The sequence below is a fragment of the Virgibacillus proomii genome, assembly GCF_018916875.1.
Taxonomy (GTDB): Bacteria; Bacillota; Bacilli; order Bacillales; family Amphibacillaceae; genus Virgibacillus; species Virgibacillus proomii_B.
The window spans coordinates 1-20,392 of the sequence record NZ_JAHLNO010000027.1; the positions used below are offsets into that span (position 1 = coordinate 1).

The window sequence follows — 20,392 nt, forward strand, 5'->3', positions numbered from 1 at the left end:
TGGACGGGTTACCACCTGACTATATCCATTATAAAGGACTTTTTCTTTGCAACATAGAAAATTAGCGAAGATTTCGCGTATTTTTAATATTTTGTTTTAATAAATGCAACGCTAGTGAAATTATTCATCAAAATATTTTTACAATCTTCATTTACTCACTAAAACTAATATGCCTATCCATTGAAGATTGCTGGCTTTATTGTAGCTTTGAAATAAAGTTCCCATAAAGTACATTTGGCGATTAATTCAAAAAATCCATTTTAATGACCATCACATAAGAAGAATATACTGATTTAAAGCAATATCATCTATTTCTACTCTTTCATTCATCTTTGCACAAGTTTCTTGACTGTCTGACATATAATCTCAGTTCTAGAGTGATCCCTGGGGCTACCGTTCATGATCATATCTTCAATCCAACCACCTCTTTTTTGCAATGATTTCTGGTAAGTACCGGTTCCGCTTCGTGTTATGAATTCTTTGCATACCTTCTATATCAAATACTTCGCTTAATAAATACTCCAATCTCACAGGTATTAAACCTGTTTCTAATTTTACCTCTTGGTAGCTTTTTGGCCTGATGAACCCTCTGATTCGACTCATTTCCCTTAAAGGTAAATACAATCAGAAAGAACTTCCCACCCTCCGTAAGCACTTGGCTAACTTTCTAAAATATTCTGGAATTTTTTTATACTCTTGATGATGTAAATAGCACCCCTCTTTTTTGTTCTTATCAACAAACGCTTACAGTTAGCCATTTTAGTCTCCCAATGTGGTATAATTTAGCTATATTGTTATATATTTTTACTATTGGGCTTGCTTTTAGTTTGCTTTATTTTCAGAATTAAAAAACAATCCTTTAGGAGCATATTATCCTAAAGGATTATTTTTATCAAACTTTAATATATAAATTATCAATCTTTATTTCAAACTCACATTATTGTAGCTTTAAAATAAAGTTATGACTAAAAGTATCCTGCTGAACCTCATTTTAGGACAAATAAAAAGAATCCTTTTTGAAAAAAGATTGTTCAAATTTTATTCTTCTCTTGTGAATTAGTAAACTTTTTTATAAAAAAGTTTGATCATTATATAGCTGTGATCTTCCTCAATTGCTTCTAATTGTTGAATTAAGCACCCCTACTAAAAGTTTTTGTAGGTTGCTCCATGTACTAATAGATTTCCTTTGCATCTGCAGGTAATCTTCTTACATGTTCCAGATATTTCGTCATATTCTTATCGTCATCAGCTGGATAAGTGTACGAAAGAGATTGTGCCACATCTTTTGCTAATGCTCGAAACAAATTACAGGCAACAAAAATCGAATTCCACATATTTTCATAGTTCCCGTCAGAGTAAGTCTCTTTGTACATCTCCCAGTAATGCCCGGGAAGATAGTTTTTGAAGTACTTACCCATTTTCCCCGTTGACACTTGAAAATTATTTTTTATTCCAATCCACCATGACACTATTTCATTGAGTTCGTCTCTGATCACATATTCAAACATTTGCATTGCATAAGGCAATTCATCCATCCAAATTCCTTTTGCAACGTTTTGAAGGCACCACCAAAAGTTATTGCAGCAACTTGTGAACATAGGTTCAGTTGGTTTTTGCACACGGATAATCGGTGGGAGGGGGAACGGAAGGCAGACAATTATCCTTATCTAACAATGGAACAGTCAACTTGTCATTCTCATACTCTTCGATCATGGATTCTTTAGATTTAATGTGAAGATCAATCCGATTTCCATCGGTAAACAGCATTAAATAGCCGTAAGACCTGTCGAAATTCATTTTCTTACCCATAGATTGATTATTTTTATCGGGCTCTTGCATCATTAACAAGTCACCAAACTGATTAATCCACATTTTATTTTTTAAAAAAGAGGCGGTTTCCGTTACTACATAAACTATATCGAAATCTTGAAAAATGTCTTTCGGCGCATTTGTATTCGTTCTGGAGCCATTCATGTAACGGCTCGAATTCGCTCATCTTTCTTGGCAATGTTTAATATCAGACCCATCATTTCTTGTTGACCTCTCATTAAATATCCCTCCATATGTCATAATTAATTAAAACAAGAGTTGATTCCACATTGGAGGGGCTCGCTGATAATGTAAGCTTAATCTATTGTGTCGAGTTTATAATTTATTTAGTATTTTTTTCATTCCGACCCTCCTCTAGCGTATTAATTTAATAAAGTGAAACTTCATTCAGGAGGAGTTTTCTTCCATCTCCTACTGAATATTAGTACCACAAGGGTATGACCTAAAAACCCTTGAACAAATCGGGCATTTAGGTGCCCACTTAGTCCCTTTTGTACCAACTCAAGCTCTTAAAGTGGGAGTCTTACGGCACCTTACATGCGGGATAAATTGTTATTTTCTATCTTGGTGTCTCGGGTTAGAATCTTATTAGTATGTGAAGATTTTCCATACTTTTTATAAAATCTTCTATTTCCTGCCACAACAATGCTTGCTTGGTACGACCAAATAATTCATCTTTCCTCTTTTCCTTAATAATCCAAGAAACCTTTTGTTGATTATCTATATTCATTTGATCTATTTGCTTTTTTATATGAATCCAGATGTCTATTACTTCACTGAACTTCTCATATATATCTTCGATCTCGGTTAACTTACCTTTCATTTTTTTCCACTCATTAAGGATTGACGATTTTAATAATTCGTTGGTTCTTATTGAGTCGGCTTCCATTGTTATACCGTTTAACTGCATCTCTAAGTTTTCTATGGCCATTTCCCACAAAAAATATTGGTCGTCGGTAAATAACATTTGTTCCTCTTCTGACATTGTCGCCCTTAATCGATGAACACCTATCAAATAGATTTACTCCTTTCCTTTGATATAGACATTTCACGAAAAAATATTTTAAAAGAAAGAATTTTCTTTACTTTACTATTTATTATAACACCTTTAGACTTGTAATATAAATGATTGAATAAGATGAAATTAATCATTTTAAATGATGTTAAAAAGGAGCATGTTTAGTGGATGTAAAGGAATTATTGATTTTCAAAACTTTAGCCCATGAAGGAAATATTACAAAGGTAGCTGAACAATTACATTATGCTCAGTCTAACATTACAAGGATAGTTAAAAAATTAGAAGCAGAACTGAAAACGGACCTTTTTTACAGACATCCACGCGGGGTCTCGTTAACCTCGAAGGGTAAACTACTCTTATCTTATACAGACAAAATTTTGAATTTGATGGAAGAGACAAAAAAGGCGATTCAAGATTCCGAAACACCTCGTGGTCCAATTTCTATAGGCGCAAATGAGACAACAGCATCCGTTAGATTACCATCTGTTTTCGCTTCTTACAGTGAACAATACCCTGAGGTAGAATTATCCTTAAATATTGGTGAAACAAAGGATCTCATTAATGAGGTTCTTGATTATAAACTAGATGGTGCGTTTGTAGTGGGACCTGTTAACCATCCTCACCTTATTCAGATACCGATAATGGAGGAGGAAATCGTTGTTATAACAGACAATCGGCAAGATCCATTAACTTCTTTAACGAATTTAAAGAAGTGGACACTACTAACACGCCCCAATTGTATTCACAGAAAACGGCTGGAACAATGGATTCACGATGAGGGTATTGTTCCCATGAAAATTATGGAGTTTGGGACATTAGAGGCGATTATCGGATGTGTAAAAGCCGGTTTAGGAGTTTCTATAATAACAAAATCACTTGTCAGTCATCACGAAACGGATGGCAATCTAATTATTCATAAGATACCAGAGAAATATTCAATCGTAAAAACAGTGTTTATACGAAGAAAGGATATCTATATAAATAGTGCCTACAGTAAATTTATAGGTATCCTGAAGTCGAAATAATAACCGTAGCACAGATAAACTAATTCACTTTTCATTAGAACGTAATATCGATGGAGCTTTTATTGCAGGTACAGTCCCTTATTAAGGCTTTTTTCCACAAACAGAAGGCTATACTTGATAAATTTCAAAGACAGTGAATCGTATACAGCTAAAGCTTATCGTATGCGTGAAGATTATTGCAGGTGAAGTTAAAACTCTAATGTCGGGGATAGAGTTGTTGCGTTTTATAGTCATAAAGGCCATGAAATTACTAAAGAATATGAGGCAATGCCTGTCCCAAAAGAAATTCATTTTTCGTATGCACTCTTGATACGATTCTTTCCTGTAATTCAGCAAAAGGGGTTCTCAAAATTAATAATGTAGATGTACTAGAAGCAAATACTTCAAGATACGAATTTGTAAACTTTCGGAAGTTTAAAATGTATTTGATAGCCCTCTCAATGTCCTAAAAACTATTATCATTCCGGGTTCAAGTGTTCCGCACAAAATGGCTTATTTGAAATTGCAGAAAAGGGAGGAGAGATTCGCATATTAATATATTTGTATGGATGTTGTAACAATACTTTCATTCGAAAGCGATCAAAGCGTCGAAATCCAAATGCATTGCGTTTAATAACTTCGGTTTGATTGTTAATACCTTCCACATAGTCGTTGTTCAGTTCAAATGCAAAACTATTCATGATTTCTTTTTGCCAGTTATGAAAGGTTGCTATCGCCTTTGGAATTCATGGATACCTGAGCTTTCAACCTCGGGTTTTAGAGCTTATATTTCAATAATAAAATCAGAATTTTAGCTATACTTTGACTCTAGGATTATAAACAGGACTTTTTCATATTAAAATTTTTTATCCCAAAATCGTATCCTTTTCTTCCTATTTTCCGTTATAAGAAGTGAAAGGAGCGATTAAAAAGGAGTGTAAGTCATGAATCAAAAGTTTAATAAGGTGTGGGAGAGCTTTGCTTCTTGGCTTGTTTGCGTTTTACCAACAATAATCATCATGATGCAGAGGATCTTATGCAAACAACCTGGTTAAAAGCCTATATGAGTTGGAGAAAGAAGCCTAAATCGCTGACAAAGACATACTTTACTACTATTGCAAAAAATACATGGATTGATGAGAGCCGTAAAAGGAAGCTGTCAACCGTTCCGTACGAAGACAACTGTCAGCAATTCGGGGATTCTACTGAAATAATGACTTCTTTAAACTTCACACATGTGTTAAATATGCTTGTCATCAGACTAACCATAAACCAACAAATACTATTTCTCTTATCAGATGTATGTAGATGTAGCTTGAAGGAAATAGCATTTTTGACAAATATGAGTGTAGGCGCTGTGAAGGCGACCCTTTTTCGAGCAAGGCAAAAGATAATAAATGAGGTTCGAGAAAATATAGAAGGAGTTTACTCTGTGGATAAGGAAGAAGCGCTTCGTGTACAACTCTATAGCCATGCTTTGCAAAATGGAGACATACAGCTTCTTGCTAGCCTCCTAACCGACAATGCGTATATTCCTACTTTATACGTTCAACAACAGCAAATCTATTCTACGTTAGATTGCAAAATGGTGGCATAATTTCTTTTTTTAAATCTAAAGCAATTATTTAAATTCAAATTTTAAGGGAGGTTTATTAGATGAGTGTTCCTATCCCTTATGTTATGGAACAAACCAATCACGGCGAAAGAAGCTATGATATTTATTCAAGACTATTGAAAGACCGTATTGTGTTTATTGGTTCTGAAATAAATGACACACTGGCAAATAGTGTGACAGCACAACTTTTATTCTTGGCATCACAGGATTCCAAAAAGGAAATTTCCATGTATATTAACAGCCCTGGAGGTTCTATTTCAGCTGGATTTGCGATTATGGCCCACAATGAATCATATTCAGCCAGATGTACAAACAATCTGTACTGGTTTAGCAGCTTCATTTGGTGCTGTACTGCTACTAGCTGGAACAAAAGGAAAACGTGCAGCTCTTCCTCATGCTGAAATTATGCTCCATCAACCGTTAGGCGGCATGAAAGGGCAAGCAACAGATATGGACATTTACGCTAAAAGAATTCTCAAGCAACGACAGGAATTAAATCAATTAATAGCGAATCGTTGTGAGCAATCGTATGAAAAGGTGGCATCTGATACTGAACGTGATTTCTTTATGTCGGCAAGGGAAGCGAAGGATTACGGGATTATTGACTCTATCTTAGGGGAGGAATCAGACTAATGAAAGTACTATTGCTAGGTGGGACATTATTTTTAGGAAAACATATCGCAGAACAGGCTTTGAAAAAAGGAATGGATATTACATTATTCAATCGCGGAAAAACAAATCCAGAATTTCTAAAAGAGGTAAAAGGTGTCACACATATTGTTGGTAATCGTAGTACAAATGACATCGAAAAGCTTACGGATAACTGGGATGTGGTGATTGATCTGTCAGGTACAGATCCAAATGATGTACAACGTTCTGTAAATCAATTAAAAAATCGTTGTAATAGCTATGTTTTCATCTCAAGTATCAGTGCATATAAGAATCTAGATAAAGGACCTGTGCTCGAAACAAATGCACTCCACGAACTATATAAAGGTGACTATGGAAGCAATAAAGCTACTTGTGAGGTCATAGTTAACAATGATTTTTATGATAACTCACTCATTATCCGACCAGGTCTTATTGTTGGACCAGATGACCCAACAGATCGCTTTACCTATTGGCCATGGAGAATGAATCAGGGCGGAAGAATTCTCGTTCCAAATGTAAGTTACAGTAAAAAAGTTCAGTTTATTGATGTGCGTGATTTAGCATCATGGATTATTGAGGCAATTGGGCAAGGATTGAAAGGAACATTTAATGCAGTTGGTCCAAAAGAGACTCTGGGATTCAGAGACTTTATTTTATCTTGCAAAAAACTAGTTTCACCAGAAAATACAGAGCTTTACTGGGTAGAGGAATCCGTTTTAGAGGAAAATCAGGTTCAACCCTGGGTAGAACTGCCATTTTGGCTCCCTGATTCCTTAAATATGAATGGGCTAATGTGTACGAACAACGATAAAGCCATAAAAGCAGGATTAAGTTTTCGTTCAATGAAGGAAACTATAATGGATACACTTGAATGGAGCTTACATGAACGGAATGGAAAATGGGAAGCGGGGCTGGGAAGAGAGAAGGAGTTTCGTGTGCTGGAATTAGTAGGAAATGGGAAATAGCGCTCTTTGAGACATTTATCAAACGCCTTTGGAAATAAAGCTATACTATATTAAGGAGATGATCCCTTGTATCGTGGGTATCATCTCCTTTTGTAAGTGTCTATAAATCTAATAGAAAACCCCTACTTTGCACAGACAATTGTATCTATTGTCATTCACGTACATTTTCTTCTTAATAACTCGGCTCTATGCCCAATTCCTTTACTACTATGTCTTGATTTTAACAATACTAATTCCTTTAGTTTTAATAGACTCTAATAAGTTAGTTGTCCATGATCCACTTGCATTGACAAGGTTCAACAGTACCTGACTATAGATCGTAAGCCAATCTTGTTGCGAAGGCGATGACAAAATAAGTGTTGATAAGGAACAACCTTCACGTTCTACTTTAATAATATTGAAGAGGCTCCTATTCATCATATATACTTCAGCAACCACATATCGCCTCTTTGTAACACCATCGCTAAGCTTTGTAAATTTTCGTTCTCCCAGCCCTTCTGGCAACACATCAGTAAATGCCCGAATTGCTTTCAGCTCAGGATATTGCTCCAACACCTTCAAGACATTAATAAAGTCCTGTAGTTCCCCTTGAGCTTTAATTTCATGTAACATTTGATGTTCCAAATCCATTACCAGCTGCTGCCCGCCACTATCTGCTGTAGAATGAATGAAGTTATCGTCACCATTGTATCTCTTTGTATTTTCATCTTCTTCCAACCGTTGCTTGGCTGACCCACGTTTAATCCGTTTACCCCTAGGAACTGAGGTATATTCATGGCTCAATTGATTCATCTGAACAAAATCGAAATCCTCCGTGGATCCATCTACTTGTTCATCTAATGTAAAGCCTTGTTCACCGTCACCATTTTTATTTAAAGAATGATATGTATATTTTTTCGCTTCTTTTGACTTCTCTGTATTTTGTATTTCCGGATGCAAAATCGAGATATTTTCATATGGGATATGCTTGTTTTTTACATTCACTATTTGTAATACTGTCCATGTATTATTATTCTCCTTCACACGGGCATTTACAGTAATTGGCTGAGTAAAGTTCCATTCAAACTTCAATGTTTGTTCTTGCAACCATGTAAATGCTAGGCTTTCATAAACCTGTCGCAAATCACAATTCGTTAATAACCAAACTAATTGATAAATAAAAGCTGTTTTAGTATATTTCAACTCATACAGTGAAGAAAAGCTAAGATAAATTTTATTTAACTCGTATGTTTCCGTGAAGTATTGGGGAAATGAATTTGATTCAAACAAGCGATACAAAAGAAAACCATTTGGCGCTAATACTGCGTAATACTTCAATGATTGGTAACCTTCCCTTTTGAAATATTTTGGACTACAATTTGATAGAAGTGAGTATTCTAATTCAAAGTTTCAAATAATGACAAGGTTCCATCCAGCTTTGCTTAAAATACATATTAATTTATCAGAATAAAAAACAACCCTGTACGAACATACCATCGCAAAGGATTGTTTTTATCAAACTTTATTTCAAAGCTACAAATTATTTACTCAATAAAACATAATCTACTCCACTGTCACACTCTTCGCCAAGTTACGTGGTTTATCCACATCACACCCGCGATGTAATGCAGCGTAATATGCTAACAATTGTAGTGGTAGTACGCTAACAAGCGGAGTTAATAGTTCATGGACACGCGGAATTACAAATGCATCGGTATCTTGCTCTAAACCTTTCATACTGATCACCATATCACTTGCTCCACGTGCAACTACTTCCTGTACATTACCGCGAATCGCGTAAGTTACATTTTCTTGAGTTACTAGTGCAATAACTGGTGTTCCTTCTTCAATTAAAGCGATGGTTCCATGCTTTAACTCACCACCTGCAAAGCCTTCTGCCTGGATGTAGGAGATCTCTTTTAATTTTAGTGCTCCTTCCATACATACATGATAATCTGTACTGCGCCCGATAAAGAAAGCATTACGAGTAGTATCTAAATATTTACGTGTTAATTCTTCAATTGTATCTTTTTGAGCAGTCAGAATTTCCATCGCATTAGCAACAATCGCAAGTTCTTGCATGGGATCAAAATCTATTGGAAGTCCCTTTGTTTTTGCTGTGTCTACGGCCAAAATAGCTAAGACAGCGATTTGTGCTGTATATGCTTTCGTAGAAGCAACTGCAATTTCCGGGCCTGCATATAAATTTAGCGTATAATCCGCTTCACGAGAAAGGGTTGATCCTGGTACATTCGTAATCGTTAATGCCGGATATCCCATTTCTTTAATCTTCACTAGAACGGCTCGACTATCTGCTGTCTCGCCACTTTGTGAGATGAAAATAAATAGCGGTTTATCTGATAACAATGGCATATTATACGAAAATTCACTGGCGATATGAACTTCTACTGGAATTTTAGCCAGCTTTTCAATAAATTGTTTTCCAACCAAGCCAGCATGATAACTGGTACCGGCTGCAATAATATAAATACGGTCACAAGCATTCATCGCTTCTCGTACATTTTTATCCAACTTTAGTTGATTGTCTTCGGTTTGATATTCATTAATAATTTTACGTATAACAAATGGTTGTTCATCGATCTCTTTTAACATGAAATGAGGATAGGTTCCTTTTTCAATATCGCTAGCATCAATTTGTGCAATAAATGCTTCACGATTAATAATTTGTCCATTTAAATCCTGTACTTCAACATAATTACGATGGACAAGTACTATTTCCTGATCATGGATTTCTAAATACTGATTCGTTAATTTCAATGTTGACATGGCATCACTAGCTACAACATTAAATCCTTCTCCTAACCCAACTAATAATGGGCTTTTATTTTTAGCAACATAAAGGGTCTCCTGATCCTCATGATCAATCATCGCAATGGCATAAGAACCTTTTAATAACTTCATTGCTTTTCGAAATGCTTCCGCTGTATCATTTGTTATTAAAAACAGCTTTTCAATTAACTGAACAATAACTTCTGTATCTGTATCACTTACAAAATGAGTATCTCTTAAATACTCTGCTTTTAAGTCTTGATAATTTTCAATTACTCCATTATGAACAAGTGTAAATCTGCCAGACGCGCTTTGATGCGGATGTGCGTTTTCTTCACTTGGCACACCGTGTGTCGCCCAGCGGGTATGACCGATCCCCATTGTTACATGTATAGAGTTATCTACGCTTTCTCTTAGCGCTGCAATCCGACCCTTTACTTTAAACAGATGAACTCCTTGATCATTTAAGGTTGCAATTCCCGCCGAATCATATCCTCGATATTCCAGTTTCTCGAGTCCGTTTAATAAAATTTCTTTCGTGTCATCCAGTCCAATATATCCTACAATTCCACACATATTGTGTCCTCCTTCAAAAAGGGACAGGACAAACGAACCTTCTCTTTCATCATACTGAATAGTGGGGCGTTGTTCTGCCCCTTTCTCGTGATTGTTTATCATCTTGCTTTTTTTCCTTTGTCCAACAAGTTGCCTCATTGTTTTAAGAAAAAGCTTAACGATTGAGATGAACAATCGGGAGGCACCCGCCGAAAAACTCGATAACCTCCAACCTCGTCAACTATGCTTGTTAGCGACTATGCATAGTCCTGGCGCTTTAGACTAAAAATCTCTTCTTCAGGCTCCTTTCTATTTTTGAATCATTCTACCTTCACATTTTAACCTTGATTTAGTTATTACGTCAATCATTTTTGTAGTGATTATTTATATTTTATGATTGAAATTTATTTGCGTTCCTTCGAGAAATATAAAGAAAATCTTCAATCAGTGAGGATTTTCTTTTATCTCCCACTGATTGTTAAAATGTACAGAATTGGGCATTTAAAACTTGCAGTTGGATCCTCTTATCCCCTAAGTTTCGTCCCGTAGCATAGAAGGGCAGGTCTTACTGCCAGTTACATATGGGATAAAGTAAAACTTCATTTCAGCAATGTTTTTCCTCAACCGCTACAAATGTTTAACAAATTAGGGATTAGATCCATCCCCCACTTTGACTCTCCGTATTCTCTTTCGCTCTTGACAGAGTACCTTAGATACAAAGTAAAAGAAAAAAAGCACCTGTAAATCGATACTTTTTCACAAAAATTTCTTATTTGTTTGATATAATCGCACAACTGAATATATAGTGAGTAACCATAAAATAACACCAGTAACGGAGACAGCAAACCAAAATGACATTGGAGAAAAAGTGAGTGTATCACCATAAAAAAACACCGTAATACTGATCAGAGTAAAAAATAGGATCGCAGTAAGAAATAGATAGATGAGCAAGCCTATATAATAGTACAGTAGCTTACGATTTCGTTTAATTATTCCATCTCGAATTGGGAATGCTTTTAAATCTTCCGCGTGTCTTTTATTATAAAAAACACACCAGCTACCGTTACGGCAAACTGCCCTCCATCCATTATGTTGCAAGGTATTAGAAAACAGATGCTTCTTGGTTTTATCATAAGCGATATGATAGTGAATTACCTGAGAACCGTTCCCTTCTTGAAAGATAAATAGTCGCTTAAATGGTCTTATATCTTTCAAAAAATAGCCTTGCAATGCCATCGTTTGTAACCAGTTTTCTGTTTTCTTTGCATCATAACTCCAAAACGGCTTATAATATTTTTTCATTCTTATGGCCTCCTTCCCCGCCAATATTTATGAAGTTATTTTTTCCCCCTTTAATTAAACATATGCCCTTATTTATAAATTATGACGTTTAATAAAAATCATGGATGATTGATATGTCAGAGCCTTTTCTTATATACAGTGTTAAACTTAAGAAGTTCTATCTTTAGATTCGTAGGTTTTGTACAGCTATATCATCTATCATGCTACTCCCTTTATTACGTTTTACACATTTTAATTTACATATTAATTTTCCTTTGATAGATTTCTCTCCAACCTATATCTAACTCCTGCGTGAATTTTCCGTTCTTCGTTTGTGTAGCAATTTTTTTCATCCTTCTAATGTCCCCCAACTGAGATTTACCACTTTCTCCCGGAGATTTGCCACTGTCAACCTTCAGATTCCGAGTCAGCCTAGGCACCCGTGTCTTAAACTAGCTACTATTGTTTTCGTAATTCGGGACTTGAACCCTGCAGAACGTATATATGCCTAGAACCAAAACAATAAGAATCATCTTCATTATTAGCATCTTCATGCTTCACAAATCAATTTATCTATATCCTTATATTCCATACCAATTCAAATGATCATCACTTAAATCCATCCATACACTTTTTGTCTCTGTATACATATCCATAGCTTGAATGCCTAGCTCTCTTCCAAACCCACTTTGTTTTGTTCCACCAAATGGAGATACACTATCAAGCATACTAAATGTGTTTACATATACAGTTCCTGCTTTAAGCCCCTTTATCATCCGATGTGCTCTCTTTACATTTTCCGTCCAAACTCCAGCAGCTAATCCATAAATTGTGTCATTGGCCTTTTCTAAAACATCTTGCTCATCTTTAAAACGGATAACTGATAAGACTGGACCAAAAATCTCTTCTTTTGCAATTGTCATATCTGTTGTAACATCTTCAAAAATAGTCGGTGTAAAAAAGTATCCATTATTGACAGGAGCACTTCTCTTTCCCCCAAGTGACAATGTTGCTCCCTCTTCTATACCAGATGCAACATATTTTTCAATACGTTCTAATTGTTGCAAAGATATTTGCGGTCCCATCTGTGTGCTTGGATCTAGTGGATCTCCCACTTTAATTGTTTTCACCTTGCGAGTGAATGCATCCATAAACGTATCATATATACTTTCTTGCACGAACATTCTTGATCCTGAAGCACAAACTTGCCCTTGACCAAAATAAATCCCGAACATAGATCCTTTAACAGCATTTTCTATATTAGCATCCTCAAAAATAATATTAGGAGATTTTCCTCCCAATTCTAGACTAACTGGTTTCAAATTCTTACTTGCCGCCTGCATAATTAATTTTCCCGTATGTGTCGAACCTGTAAAAGCTATTTTATCAACATCGGATTGTGAAGAAAGTGCCCTCCCCGCCCCTTGTCCATATCCTGGAACAACATTAATTACTCCATCCGGTATTCCAGCCTCCTGAAAAACTTTTACTAATTCTAGTGTACTTATCGGAGTTTGCTCAGCGGGTTTAATCACAATTGTATTCCCTGCTGCTAAAGCTGGAGCCAGCTTCCACATCGTTAACATAAGAGGAAAGTTCCATGGAACAATAGCGCCAATCACCCCAAGCGGTTCTTTTAACGTGAAATTAAACCGATTATTTGGAGAAGCTAGCGTTTCCCCTTGAATCTTAGTCGCTAACCCAGCATAAAATTCTAATACATCAATCATGGACGGAATTGCAATATGCATTGTTTCATTAATAGGAAGACCGTTTCCTCTGGATTCTACTTCGGCGAAAAATTCCGATTTATTCCTCAACTCTTGTGCCACTTCAAATAATAATCTTCCCCTATCACTTGGAGACATATCTGCCCAAGGCCCAGATTCAAAAGCTTTTCTCGCCGCTTCAACTGCTCGATCTATATCTTCTACTCCACCTTCTGGAATTGTAGCATTGACTTCCCCTGTTGCAGGATTGAATGCCTCAAATGTCTTCCCCGAAACAGCATCAACCCATTGACCATTAATAAACATTTGATAGGAACGCATAATGCTCTCCCCCCTTATATTTTTACAGACATATAAATATTTAGTAATAAAGCATATCCTTCCGCCCCAAAAATGTCTATTGCCAAACTTATATTTTAGGTTTGCATGCTAATCATATATCATAAGTGCGCTTTTACCTTAAATATCCCATAAAACTTGAAACAGTTATGTTGGGTGGAATACTTACTAACTGTGCACATGATCAGGCATAAGATGCCCCTCGCTGATCTCTACTGCCTTTATAATTTACATAACGTTCGTAGTATGTAAATAAATTAGATGGACCAACAAATATTCATTTTTCCGGCTGAGATTGGTGCTAAAAAGCAATCTTGTTTTATCTTTATTTACTGTAAAATTCGTAATAACAGATGTGTGAAAAAATTATTCTACAGTTGGCCTTGCAAATATAACCATAGATTCCCTCCTAATCGTCATATCAAAAAGAGCAAAAGGATTAAGCAGGTTTGCGTTATCCCTTTTTTTAGCGGTAGTTATCCCCGTGAAGTATACTAAAACAAAGCATTTCAGGCTGCTGTTTTTCCTAAAGTTTTAACACGACCAAACATAAAGAATTATCGCAATATTGCTACACCTAATTATACCTTATTCATTTTTGTTTGAACAGCTTATAATTAAGCTAAATTTTATGGATAACAACAAAACTAATAAACCTTCTTACATAAAGTGAAATTTCATCCGGTAGCGGCTTTCCTTCATTTATCTTCGAATGACAGAAGTAGATCAAAGGCTAAAATCTCGGGGGAAAACCTTTTACTGCGTGTGATGTGCCGCTGTCGAAGTTTTTCTTGCCCTTGGAAAAGAAGTACACTTTTGCTGCGCGCATGTTTATTCAAGAAGCTTTTTCTGCCCTGTCGCCCCGAACTATTCGGGCATTTGGAGCAGTTTCTTTTGTCAAAAATAAAAGATGTTTAAATCGATAGAATTACGGATCCTTACATCTTTGATCAAGCAAACATGCCTCTAAAACAGGGGTATGCCGACGTTGGATGGCAAGCCCGCTTTTAGTCGGCCTTCCTTTTATTCGAGCTGATGTTGACTTATCGCAGAAAGAAGAGCGAAGTTTGCTACAGCTATAGCATATAAACTCTAGACGAGGCTACTTTCAAAAAGGATAGCCAACATGTAGAAACGGATATCGTTTTCTAGACAAAAAAGCATCCTCCTAATTAATAGAAGGATGCTCAGTTAATATAAAATTTTTATTCCGCTCCAATTAATTTTTCTATCCGCTCTACAATTTGATTTACATATTTATTGCACTCTTCTTTTGTTGGTGATTCAACCATCACACGAATTAACGGTTCCGTACCAGAAGGGCGAACTAATACACGACCTTGTGTGCCTAATTCTTGTTCTACTGCTTCGATTTCCTGTTTAATCTCAGGGTGGTGTAATACTTCCTCTTTATCCGTTACTTTTACGTTCTTAAGTACTTGGGGATAAACTTTCATTTCACTGGCTAATTCGGATAGAGGCTTACCCGTTTCCTTCATAACATTGACTAACTGTAATGCTGATAGCATCCCGTCACCAGTTGTATTGTAATCTAAAAATATAATATGGCCGGATTGCTCTCCACCTAAATTGTAGCCGCCCTTTCGCATTTCTTCCATAACATAGCGGTCTCCTACCGCTGTTTTATCGCTACGCATTCCATTTGCTTCTAATGCTTTATAAAAACCTATGTTACTCATTACCGTAGATACAACTGTATTGTGACGCAGAAGCCCTTTTTCATTCATATACTTAGCACAGATGAACATGATCTGGTCACCGTCAACAATTTTCCCTTTTTCATCAACAGCTATTAAGCGATCTCCGTCACCATCAAAAGCTAAACCTACATCGGCTTCTTTTTCTTTGACAAACTCCTGCAACTTTTCTGGATGAGTTGATCCTACACCGTCATTAATGTTTAACCCATTTGGTGAAGAACCAATAGAGTAAATATCCGCCTCTAAATCAGCGAATAAATGAGTAGCCAAACTTGAGGTAGCACCGTGTGCACAATCAAAGGCAATCTTTAAACCAACAAATTCATTATCAACTGTATCTTTAAGGAAAGATAAGTATTTTTGCCCTCCCTCAAAGTAATCATTTACAATCCCAATGTCTCCACCAATTGGTCTAGGTAAGTTATCTTTACCATCCATAAGAGCTTCAATTTCCTCTTCTTGATCATCCGTCAGCTTAAAACCATCAGGTCCAAAGAACTTAATACCATTATCCTCTACTGGATTATGCGAAGCGGAGATCATTACACCAGCCTGCGAACTAGTTGCTTTTGTTAAATAGGCAACACCAGGTGTAGAGATGACTCCCAAACGCATTACCTCAGCACCAATTGACAGCAGGCCGGCAATTAATGCCCCTTCCAACATATAACCAGATACGCGTGTGTCACGACCAATAATGATTTTCGGACGTCCTGTTTCTTTCGTTAACACGTAGCCGCCAGCCCTTCCTAGCTTAAATGCCAACTCTGGTGTAAGGTCCTTATTTGCGACTCCTCGTACACCATCTGTTCCAAAATATTTTCCCATGTAAAATTCTCTCCTTTTTATCCATTTCCACCGTTTCTCAAACAAACGTAACCAATATATTAAGATTCATTAATTTCAATCGTAGCTTGTTTAAATTCTGGTTTTACAGTTACTCCATCAGGCGCGTCCACAGAGATCGGCACGTCATGTGTGCCTGCTTTGAGTCCTGTCACATTGATAGATGCTTTGAAATCATCTTTTTTTAACCCTGCGACAACTGACCTGTTTTCCGAAACAGTAATATTCATCCCCCCATTAGCTGGCTCCTTAAAAAAAGCTTCTAAACCATCACCTATGCCTTCTATCTCGATTGGGATATTAGCTATTGTCCTTGTTTGCGTTGTTTCTTGGCTTGTTTCTTGACTTGGCTCTTGATTCGTTTCTTGGCTTGTTTGTCTAGGTTGTGCCAGTTCAACTGTAACTTCAACTTTTTTTCCTCCAGCGACACTTACACCTTCTGGTATGGCAAGATTTGTTTCAATGGTACCTGAATTGGTTATTTTGGATAAATCGATCGCTTCTGTTCTAATTTCTTTTAAATTTTGCAAAGCACTTTTACTTCCAAACACTTCCACTTCTTCTACATTAGCAGAAATTGAGTTCAATTCAAACCCATCAGGAAGGTTTCCACTTGTTTCTACACTTACTGGAACCTTTTTACTAAAGTTACTGACATCTGCTGATATGACCACATTTTCAGGCTTTACATTGACTCTTAATTCGTTTCCTTGACTATCATATACATTAACAGGAACTTCCCGATTATCAATTGGTGCATCCAGTCCACTAACATCAACATAAGCCTTTACAATTCCTATTTTATCAATCACACTCTTAGCACTTGTAATCGTCACAGTTTTTGGATGGACTTCATAATCTCCCAGTTCAAAGCCCTTAACCATTTGATCTTCATTTAAAAAGTCAACTGTAACATTAAATTCTTTTGTAGCTTTTTCTTCAATCACCACATCAATCCGCTTCGGTTCAATATAAGCATCTAACTTATTCGATAGATTGTGCTGCAGTTCTACGGTATGTTCTCCAGCACCTAAGTCTCTTAAATCAACAAACACTTCAAAATTCCGATTACGAATAGTTGGTTTTAATATAGATGCAGAGCCTTCCAACGAGACAGATACGTATTCAGGTACACCGCTAACTACATATTTCTCATCATCAATTTTAATATTTACTGGAACGTCATCCAATGTTTCCAAATTTTGCGTTTCATCTTCAGAAGAAAATGTTGCATCATTGTTATCCGGTAATTTATCTGCTTGATCTACAGTTACGAAAACATAAAAGAAAACGGCAAAAGCTAAGGAAACGACACGGACAAACCATTTACTTCTAAACCAATTATCCATTTTTGTTTCCCCTCCATTTTTTTGACTTTTTATCAGGGGTCTTTATATTTATTAGTAAGTTAGTCCTTAATAAACTTCGCAGACTTTCCTGACTAAGATCTCTATGTAGCTCGCCGTTTTTCGTACAGGATATACCACCGGTTTCTTCAGATACAACAATGGTTAATGCATCCGTTACTTCACTTATGCCCATTGCGGCACGATGTCTCGTACCTAATTCTTTTGAAATAAACGGGCTCTCAGATAATGGGAGATAGCATGCGGCAGCTATGATTGTATCCCCTTTTAAAATAACTGCACCATCATGTAACGGGGTATTCGGGGTAAATATATTCGTTAGAAGCTGATGTGTGAGTTTACCGTTAATTGGGATACCCGTCTCTGCATAGTCACCAATTCCTGTTTCTCTTTCAATGGAAATAAGAGCACCAATTCGTCGTTTAGCCATATAATTGCAGGACTTGATAATGGCATCAATATTTTCTTCAATTATTTCTTCTTCAGAACGCGAGCTGCGACCAAAAATATTTCCTCGACCTAATTGTTCTAAAGCTCTCCGTAGCTCTGGTTGGAATAATATAATAATAACAATAAGTCCCCAGTCAATTGCTTGACTAGTAATCCATTGTACAGTTTGTAAATCTAATACGATACTTAACAGCCATACAGCTAGTACAACTGCTATCCCTTTTAGTAACTGGATAGCCTTTGTACCTCTTATCAGCATGATTAATTTATATAAAACATACCAGACGAGAGCTATATCCACGCCTATCCTAAGGAGCTGTATTAAATCAAATCCCCCATCAAGCATGATTACACATCCTTCTATATAAAATTCTATGAAAAATCACTTAAAAAGTCAGGTTCTTCGTAGTTTGCTTTTAAACTGCTTACGTTATTCGCAAAAACTATGCGAGAAGTATAATTCGTTATGGCAAGCAAGCAGAGAAAAGGTAAAAGCTAACGTAAGTCATCCATATTGACTATACTCTAGCTTAAAGTACGCTTTAAGCTTAAACATATATAGTGTTGTATCAAGCTTTCGTACTAAATCACTTCCTAAATTGCCTATTTATTTTGCTAAAAAGACTCAAATCATAACGATATATAAATAATTCGAAATAACAAACCTATTTTTGGGTAAATTTAATTAAAGATCTAATATTACTATGCTAAGCTAAAGCTCCTTACTTGAGTAAGTAATCGTCCATGCCCAACCATTTACTTAACTATTTGTTAATATAAAATAAAGTAATGGTGATATTCATAATAATATAGGTTCTATGAAATGCAATAAAGGGAAACTTCATTCAGTAGGAGTTTTCTTCCATCTCCTACTGAATGTTAGTTAACGAATCGGGCATTTAGGTGCCGTTTTCTCCCACTTAGACCTTTTGTATCACTCAGGTCTTGAAGTGGGAGTCTTACGGCACCTTACATGCGGGATAAAACTTGCCTTATCAACAATTAATAACATTCTTATTGTAACATAAAATTACCAATGAGATGTACGATTTATTATCCAGTTAGATAGCAAATTTTTCATGTATCATCCATTTTAAAGAACTACAAAAATTCACATTAGGAAAGGTTGCTTTCTAAAAAGAGGAGTCCTCCATGAGGAAAACATAGTTAACGCCTAACCATTAAAGTGGTTGACCTGACAGATTTCTCGTTTACATATAGCGAAACTTCATTCCTTCATCCCCTACTGAACGATTCGGCATTTAGGTGCGTGTTTCTTATGCTCCTTTGTATTCTCTATAACTCTTGAAGTGGGAGTCTTACAGCACCTTACACGTGGGATAAAGAAAACATGTCTCTAAAACAGGGGGATACTGACGCCTGAGCGACAAGCCCGCTTTTAATCAGCCTTCCTTTAGATTCGAGACGATGTTGACTTATCGTAGGAAGAAGACCCGAGTTTGCTAGGCGCTTGAGCGCTTAAGCTAGACGAAGATAATTTTCAAAAAAGATATATACCATGTAGAAACGGATATAAATTCCCTAAACAAAAACAAAAACCTGAAGTACGGGAATATATCTTCGTCCTTCAGGTTCGCTTCAGCTAAAGTGAAAAAATACGTTGGAAAAATTCCTTTATACTGTACCATACCCATTCAAACATTTGATCAACTTGCTCCAGCTCTCCATTTATCTCACCAACTGATGCCCTCAGTCCGTCTTCATCAATCGGTTCTTTAATCAGTTTGCCGTTGATTAACGTTACATTACCGTCTACGGTTCCATTTATAATTAAATCGCCATTTTTAACGAGCAGATCACCTTTTACAGTTTCATTTGCCGGTACAATAACTGTATCTCCTTTAATGACGAGATTTTCCTGTTTAGAAACGATCAACTGACTGTCCTGATTCCATAACGAAAATAAACCGCTTAACATAAATATGAAAAATATGGCAGCAGCCGTTAAAACAGGATGGGCTTTAAACCATCTTCTATATTTAACACGCTTCCGTTCAGCGGGGAGTTTTTCCATTACACTCGCTGTAAAATTTGCAGGTGCTTTTATTTGTTCTGTACTTTGGATCAGTGTGATCGTCCGCTTTAATTCGTGAAAATGCTTTTGGCATACTTCGCAATTCTCTAAATGGTGACTAAGAGCCTTTTCTTGCTCTTTGGTAATTTCCCCATCTAAATAATAATGCATTAATTCTACAGCTTCTTTATTACAATTCAAGTGAGCCACACTCCT

General features: G+C 36.3%; 12 protein-coding genes and 4 pseudogenes. 4 read left to right on the forward strand and 12 right to left on the reverse strand.

Annotation, left to right across the window (positions count from 1 at the left end; translation table 11 throughout):
* Window positions 1–1,172: 1,172 nt before the first annotated feature.
* A pseudogene (locus KQI21_RS13920) lies at window positions 1,173–2,048 on the reverse strand (aminoglycoside 6-adenylyltransferase).
* A gap of 359 nt (window positions 2,049–2,407) precedes the next feature.
* On the reverse strand, window positions 2,408–2,845 hold the full coding sequence (locus KQI21_RS13925; protein WP_216484817.1) for a hypothetical protein: 438 nt from the start codon (window positions 2,843–2,845) through the stop codon (window positions 2,408–2,410).
* A gap of 167 nt (window positions 2,846–3,012) precedes the next feature.
* On the opposite strand from KQI21_RS13925, the gene KQI21_RS13930 reads away from it, so the two are divergent.
* Window positions 3,013–3,873, forward strand: coding sequence for a LysR family transcriptional regulator (locus tag KQI21_RS13930; RefSeq protein ID WP_216484818.1), 861 nt, complete (start codon window positions 3,013–3,015; stop codon window positions 3,871–3,873).
* Between the two features lie 458 nt (window positions 3,874–4,331).
* Here the strand turns inward: KQI21_RS13930 and KQI21_RS16265 are convergent.
* Window positions 4,332–4,624: pseudogene (locus tag KQI21_RS16265) on the reverse strand (transposase); the annotation flags it as partial.
* A 213-nt stretch (window positions 4,625–4,837) separates the two neighbouring features.
* On the opposite strand from KQI21_RS16265, the gene KQI21_RS13940 reads away from it, so the two are divergent.
* The 3 genes and pseudogenes from KQI21_RS13940 (at window position 4,838) to KQI21_RS13950 (ending at window position 7,083) form a co-directional block, all read left to right on the forward strand.
* Window positions 4,838–5,449, forward strand: coding sequence for an RNA polymerase sigma factor (locus KQI21_RS13940; RefSeq protein ID WP_216484819.1), 612 nt, complete (start codon window positions 4,838–4,840; stop codon window positions 5,447–5,449).
* 59 nt (window positions 5,450–5,508) lie between these two features.
* Window positions 5,509–6,100: pseudogene (locus KQI21_RS13945) on the forward strand (ATP-dependent Clp protease proteolytic subunit).
* On the forward strand, window positions 6,100–7,083 hold the full coding sequence (locus KQI21_RS13950) for an NAD-dependent epimerase/dehydratase family protein (protein WP_216484821.1): 984 nt from the start codon (window positions 6,100–6,102) through the stop codon (window positions 7,081–7,083). Before KQI21_RS13945 ends, KQI21_RS13950 begins: the two are co-directional and overlap by 1 nt.
* Before the next feature lie 207 nt (window positions 7,084–7,290).
* On the opposite strand, the gene KQI21_RS13955 is transcribed toward KQI21_RS13950, so the two are convergent.
* The 9 genes and pseudogenes from KQI21_RS13955 to KQI21_RS13995 all read right to left on the reverse strand — a co-directional run bounded on the left by KQI21_RS13955 (window position 7,291) and on the right by KQI21_RS13995 (window position 20,377).
* Window positions 7,291–8,400: a Tn7-like element transposition protein TnsE gene (locus KQI21_RS13955; protein WP_253291514.1), complete on the reverse strand. Its 1,110-nt coding sequence runs from the start codon at window positions 8,398–8,400 to the stop codon at window positions 7,291–7,293.
* A gap of 225 nt (window positions 8,401–8,625) precedes the next feature.
* Window positions 8,626–10,428: a glutamine--fructose-6-phosphate transaminase (isomerizing) gene (gene glmS, locus KQI21_RS13960; protein WP_216484882.1), complete on the reverse strand. Its 1,803-nt coding sequence runs from the start codon at window positions 10,426–10,428 to the stop codon at window positions 8,626–8,628.
* A 735-nt stretch (window positions 10,429–11,163) separates the two neighbouring features.
* The gene (locus tag KQI21_RS13965) at window positions 11,164–11,709 is read right to left on the reverse strand and encodes a DUF2812 domain-containing protein (RefSeq protein ID WP_216484822.1); all 546 of its coding nucleotides are present in this window, start codon (window positions 11,707–11,709) and stop codon (window positions 11,164–11,166) included.
* 560 nt (window positions 11,710–12,269) lie between these two features.
* Entirely contained in the window at window positions 12,270–13,739 is a 1,470-nt protein-coding gene (locus tag KQI21_RS13970; RefSeq protein WP_216484823.1) for an aldehyde dehydrogenase family protein, read from the reverse strand.
* Between the two features lie 111 nt (window positions 13,740–13,850).
* Window positions 13,851–14,005, reverse strand: a pseudogene (locus KQI21_RS13975) (transposase); the annotation flags it as partial.
* Between the two features lie 957 nt (window positions 14,006–14,962).
* Window positions 14,963–16,306 (reverse strand): phosphoglucosamine mutase, encoded by a 1,344-nt coding sequence (gene glmM, locus KQI21_RS13980; protein ID WP_216484824.1) that lies wholly within the window; start codon window positions 16,304–16,306, stop codon window positions 14,963–14,965.
* Window positions 16,307–16,365: 59 nt separating this feature from the next.
* On the reverse strand, window positions 16,366–17,673 hold the full coding sequence (locus KQI21_RS13985) for a CdaR family protein (RefSeq protein WP_216484825.1): 1,308 nt from the start codon (window positions 17,671–17,673) through the stop codon (window positions 16,366–16,368).
* Window positions 17,666–18,487 carry a diadenylate cyclase CdaA gene (gene cdaA / locus KQI21_RS13990; RefSeq protein ID WP_216484826.1) on the reverse strand — a complete coding sequence of 274 codons (822 nt, stop codon included), beginning with the start codon at window positions 18,485–18,487 and terminating at the stop codon, window positions 17,666–17,668. The genes KQI21_RS13985 and cdaA overlap by 8 nt, the downstream gene beginning before the upstream one ends.
* Before the next feature lie 1,257 nt (window positions 18,488–19,744).
* Window positions 19,745–20,377 carry an anti-sigma factor family protein gene (locus KQI21_RS13995; protein WP_216484827.1) on the reverse strand — a complete coding sequence of 211 codons (633 nt, stop codon included), beginning with the start codon at window positions 20,375–20,377 and terminating at the stop codon, window positions 19,745–19,747.
* Between the last annotated feature and the right edge of the window lie 15 nt (window positions 20,378–20,392).

Bases quoted from the DNA above. Each gene is read 5' to 3' on its own strand.
- KQI21_RS13965 (WP_216484822.1), bottom strand. From the start codon at position 11,709: ATGAAAAAATATTATAAGCCGTTTTGGAGTTATGATGCAAAGAAAACA.
- glmM (WP_216484824.1), bottom strand. From the start codon at position 16,306: ATGGGAAAATATTTTGGAACAGATGGTGTACGAGGAGTCGCAAATAAG.
- KQI21_RS13985 (WP_216484825.1), bottom strand. From the start codon at position 17,673: ATGGATAATTGGTTTAGAAGTAAATGGTTTGTCCGTGTCGTTTCCTTA.
- cdaA (WP_216484826.1), bottom strand. From the start codon at position 18,487: ATGCTTGATGGGGGATTTGATTTAATACAGCTCCTTAGGATAGGCGTG.
- KQI21_RS13970 (WP_216484823.1), bottom strand. From the start codon at position 13,739: ATGCGTTCCTATCAAATGTTTATTAATGGTCAATGGGTTGATGCTGTT.
- glmS (WP_216484882.1), bottom strand. From the start codon at position 10,428: ATGTGTGGAATTGTAGGATATATTGGACTGGATGACACGAAAGAAATT.
- KQI21_RS13950 (WP_216484821.1), top strand. From the start codon at position 6,100: ATGAAAGTACTATTGCTAGGTGGGACATTATTTTTAGGAAAACATATC.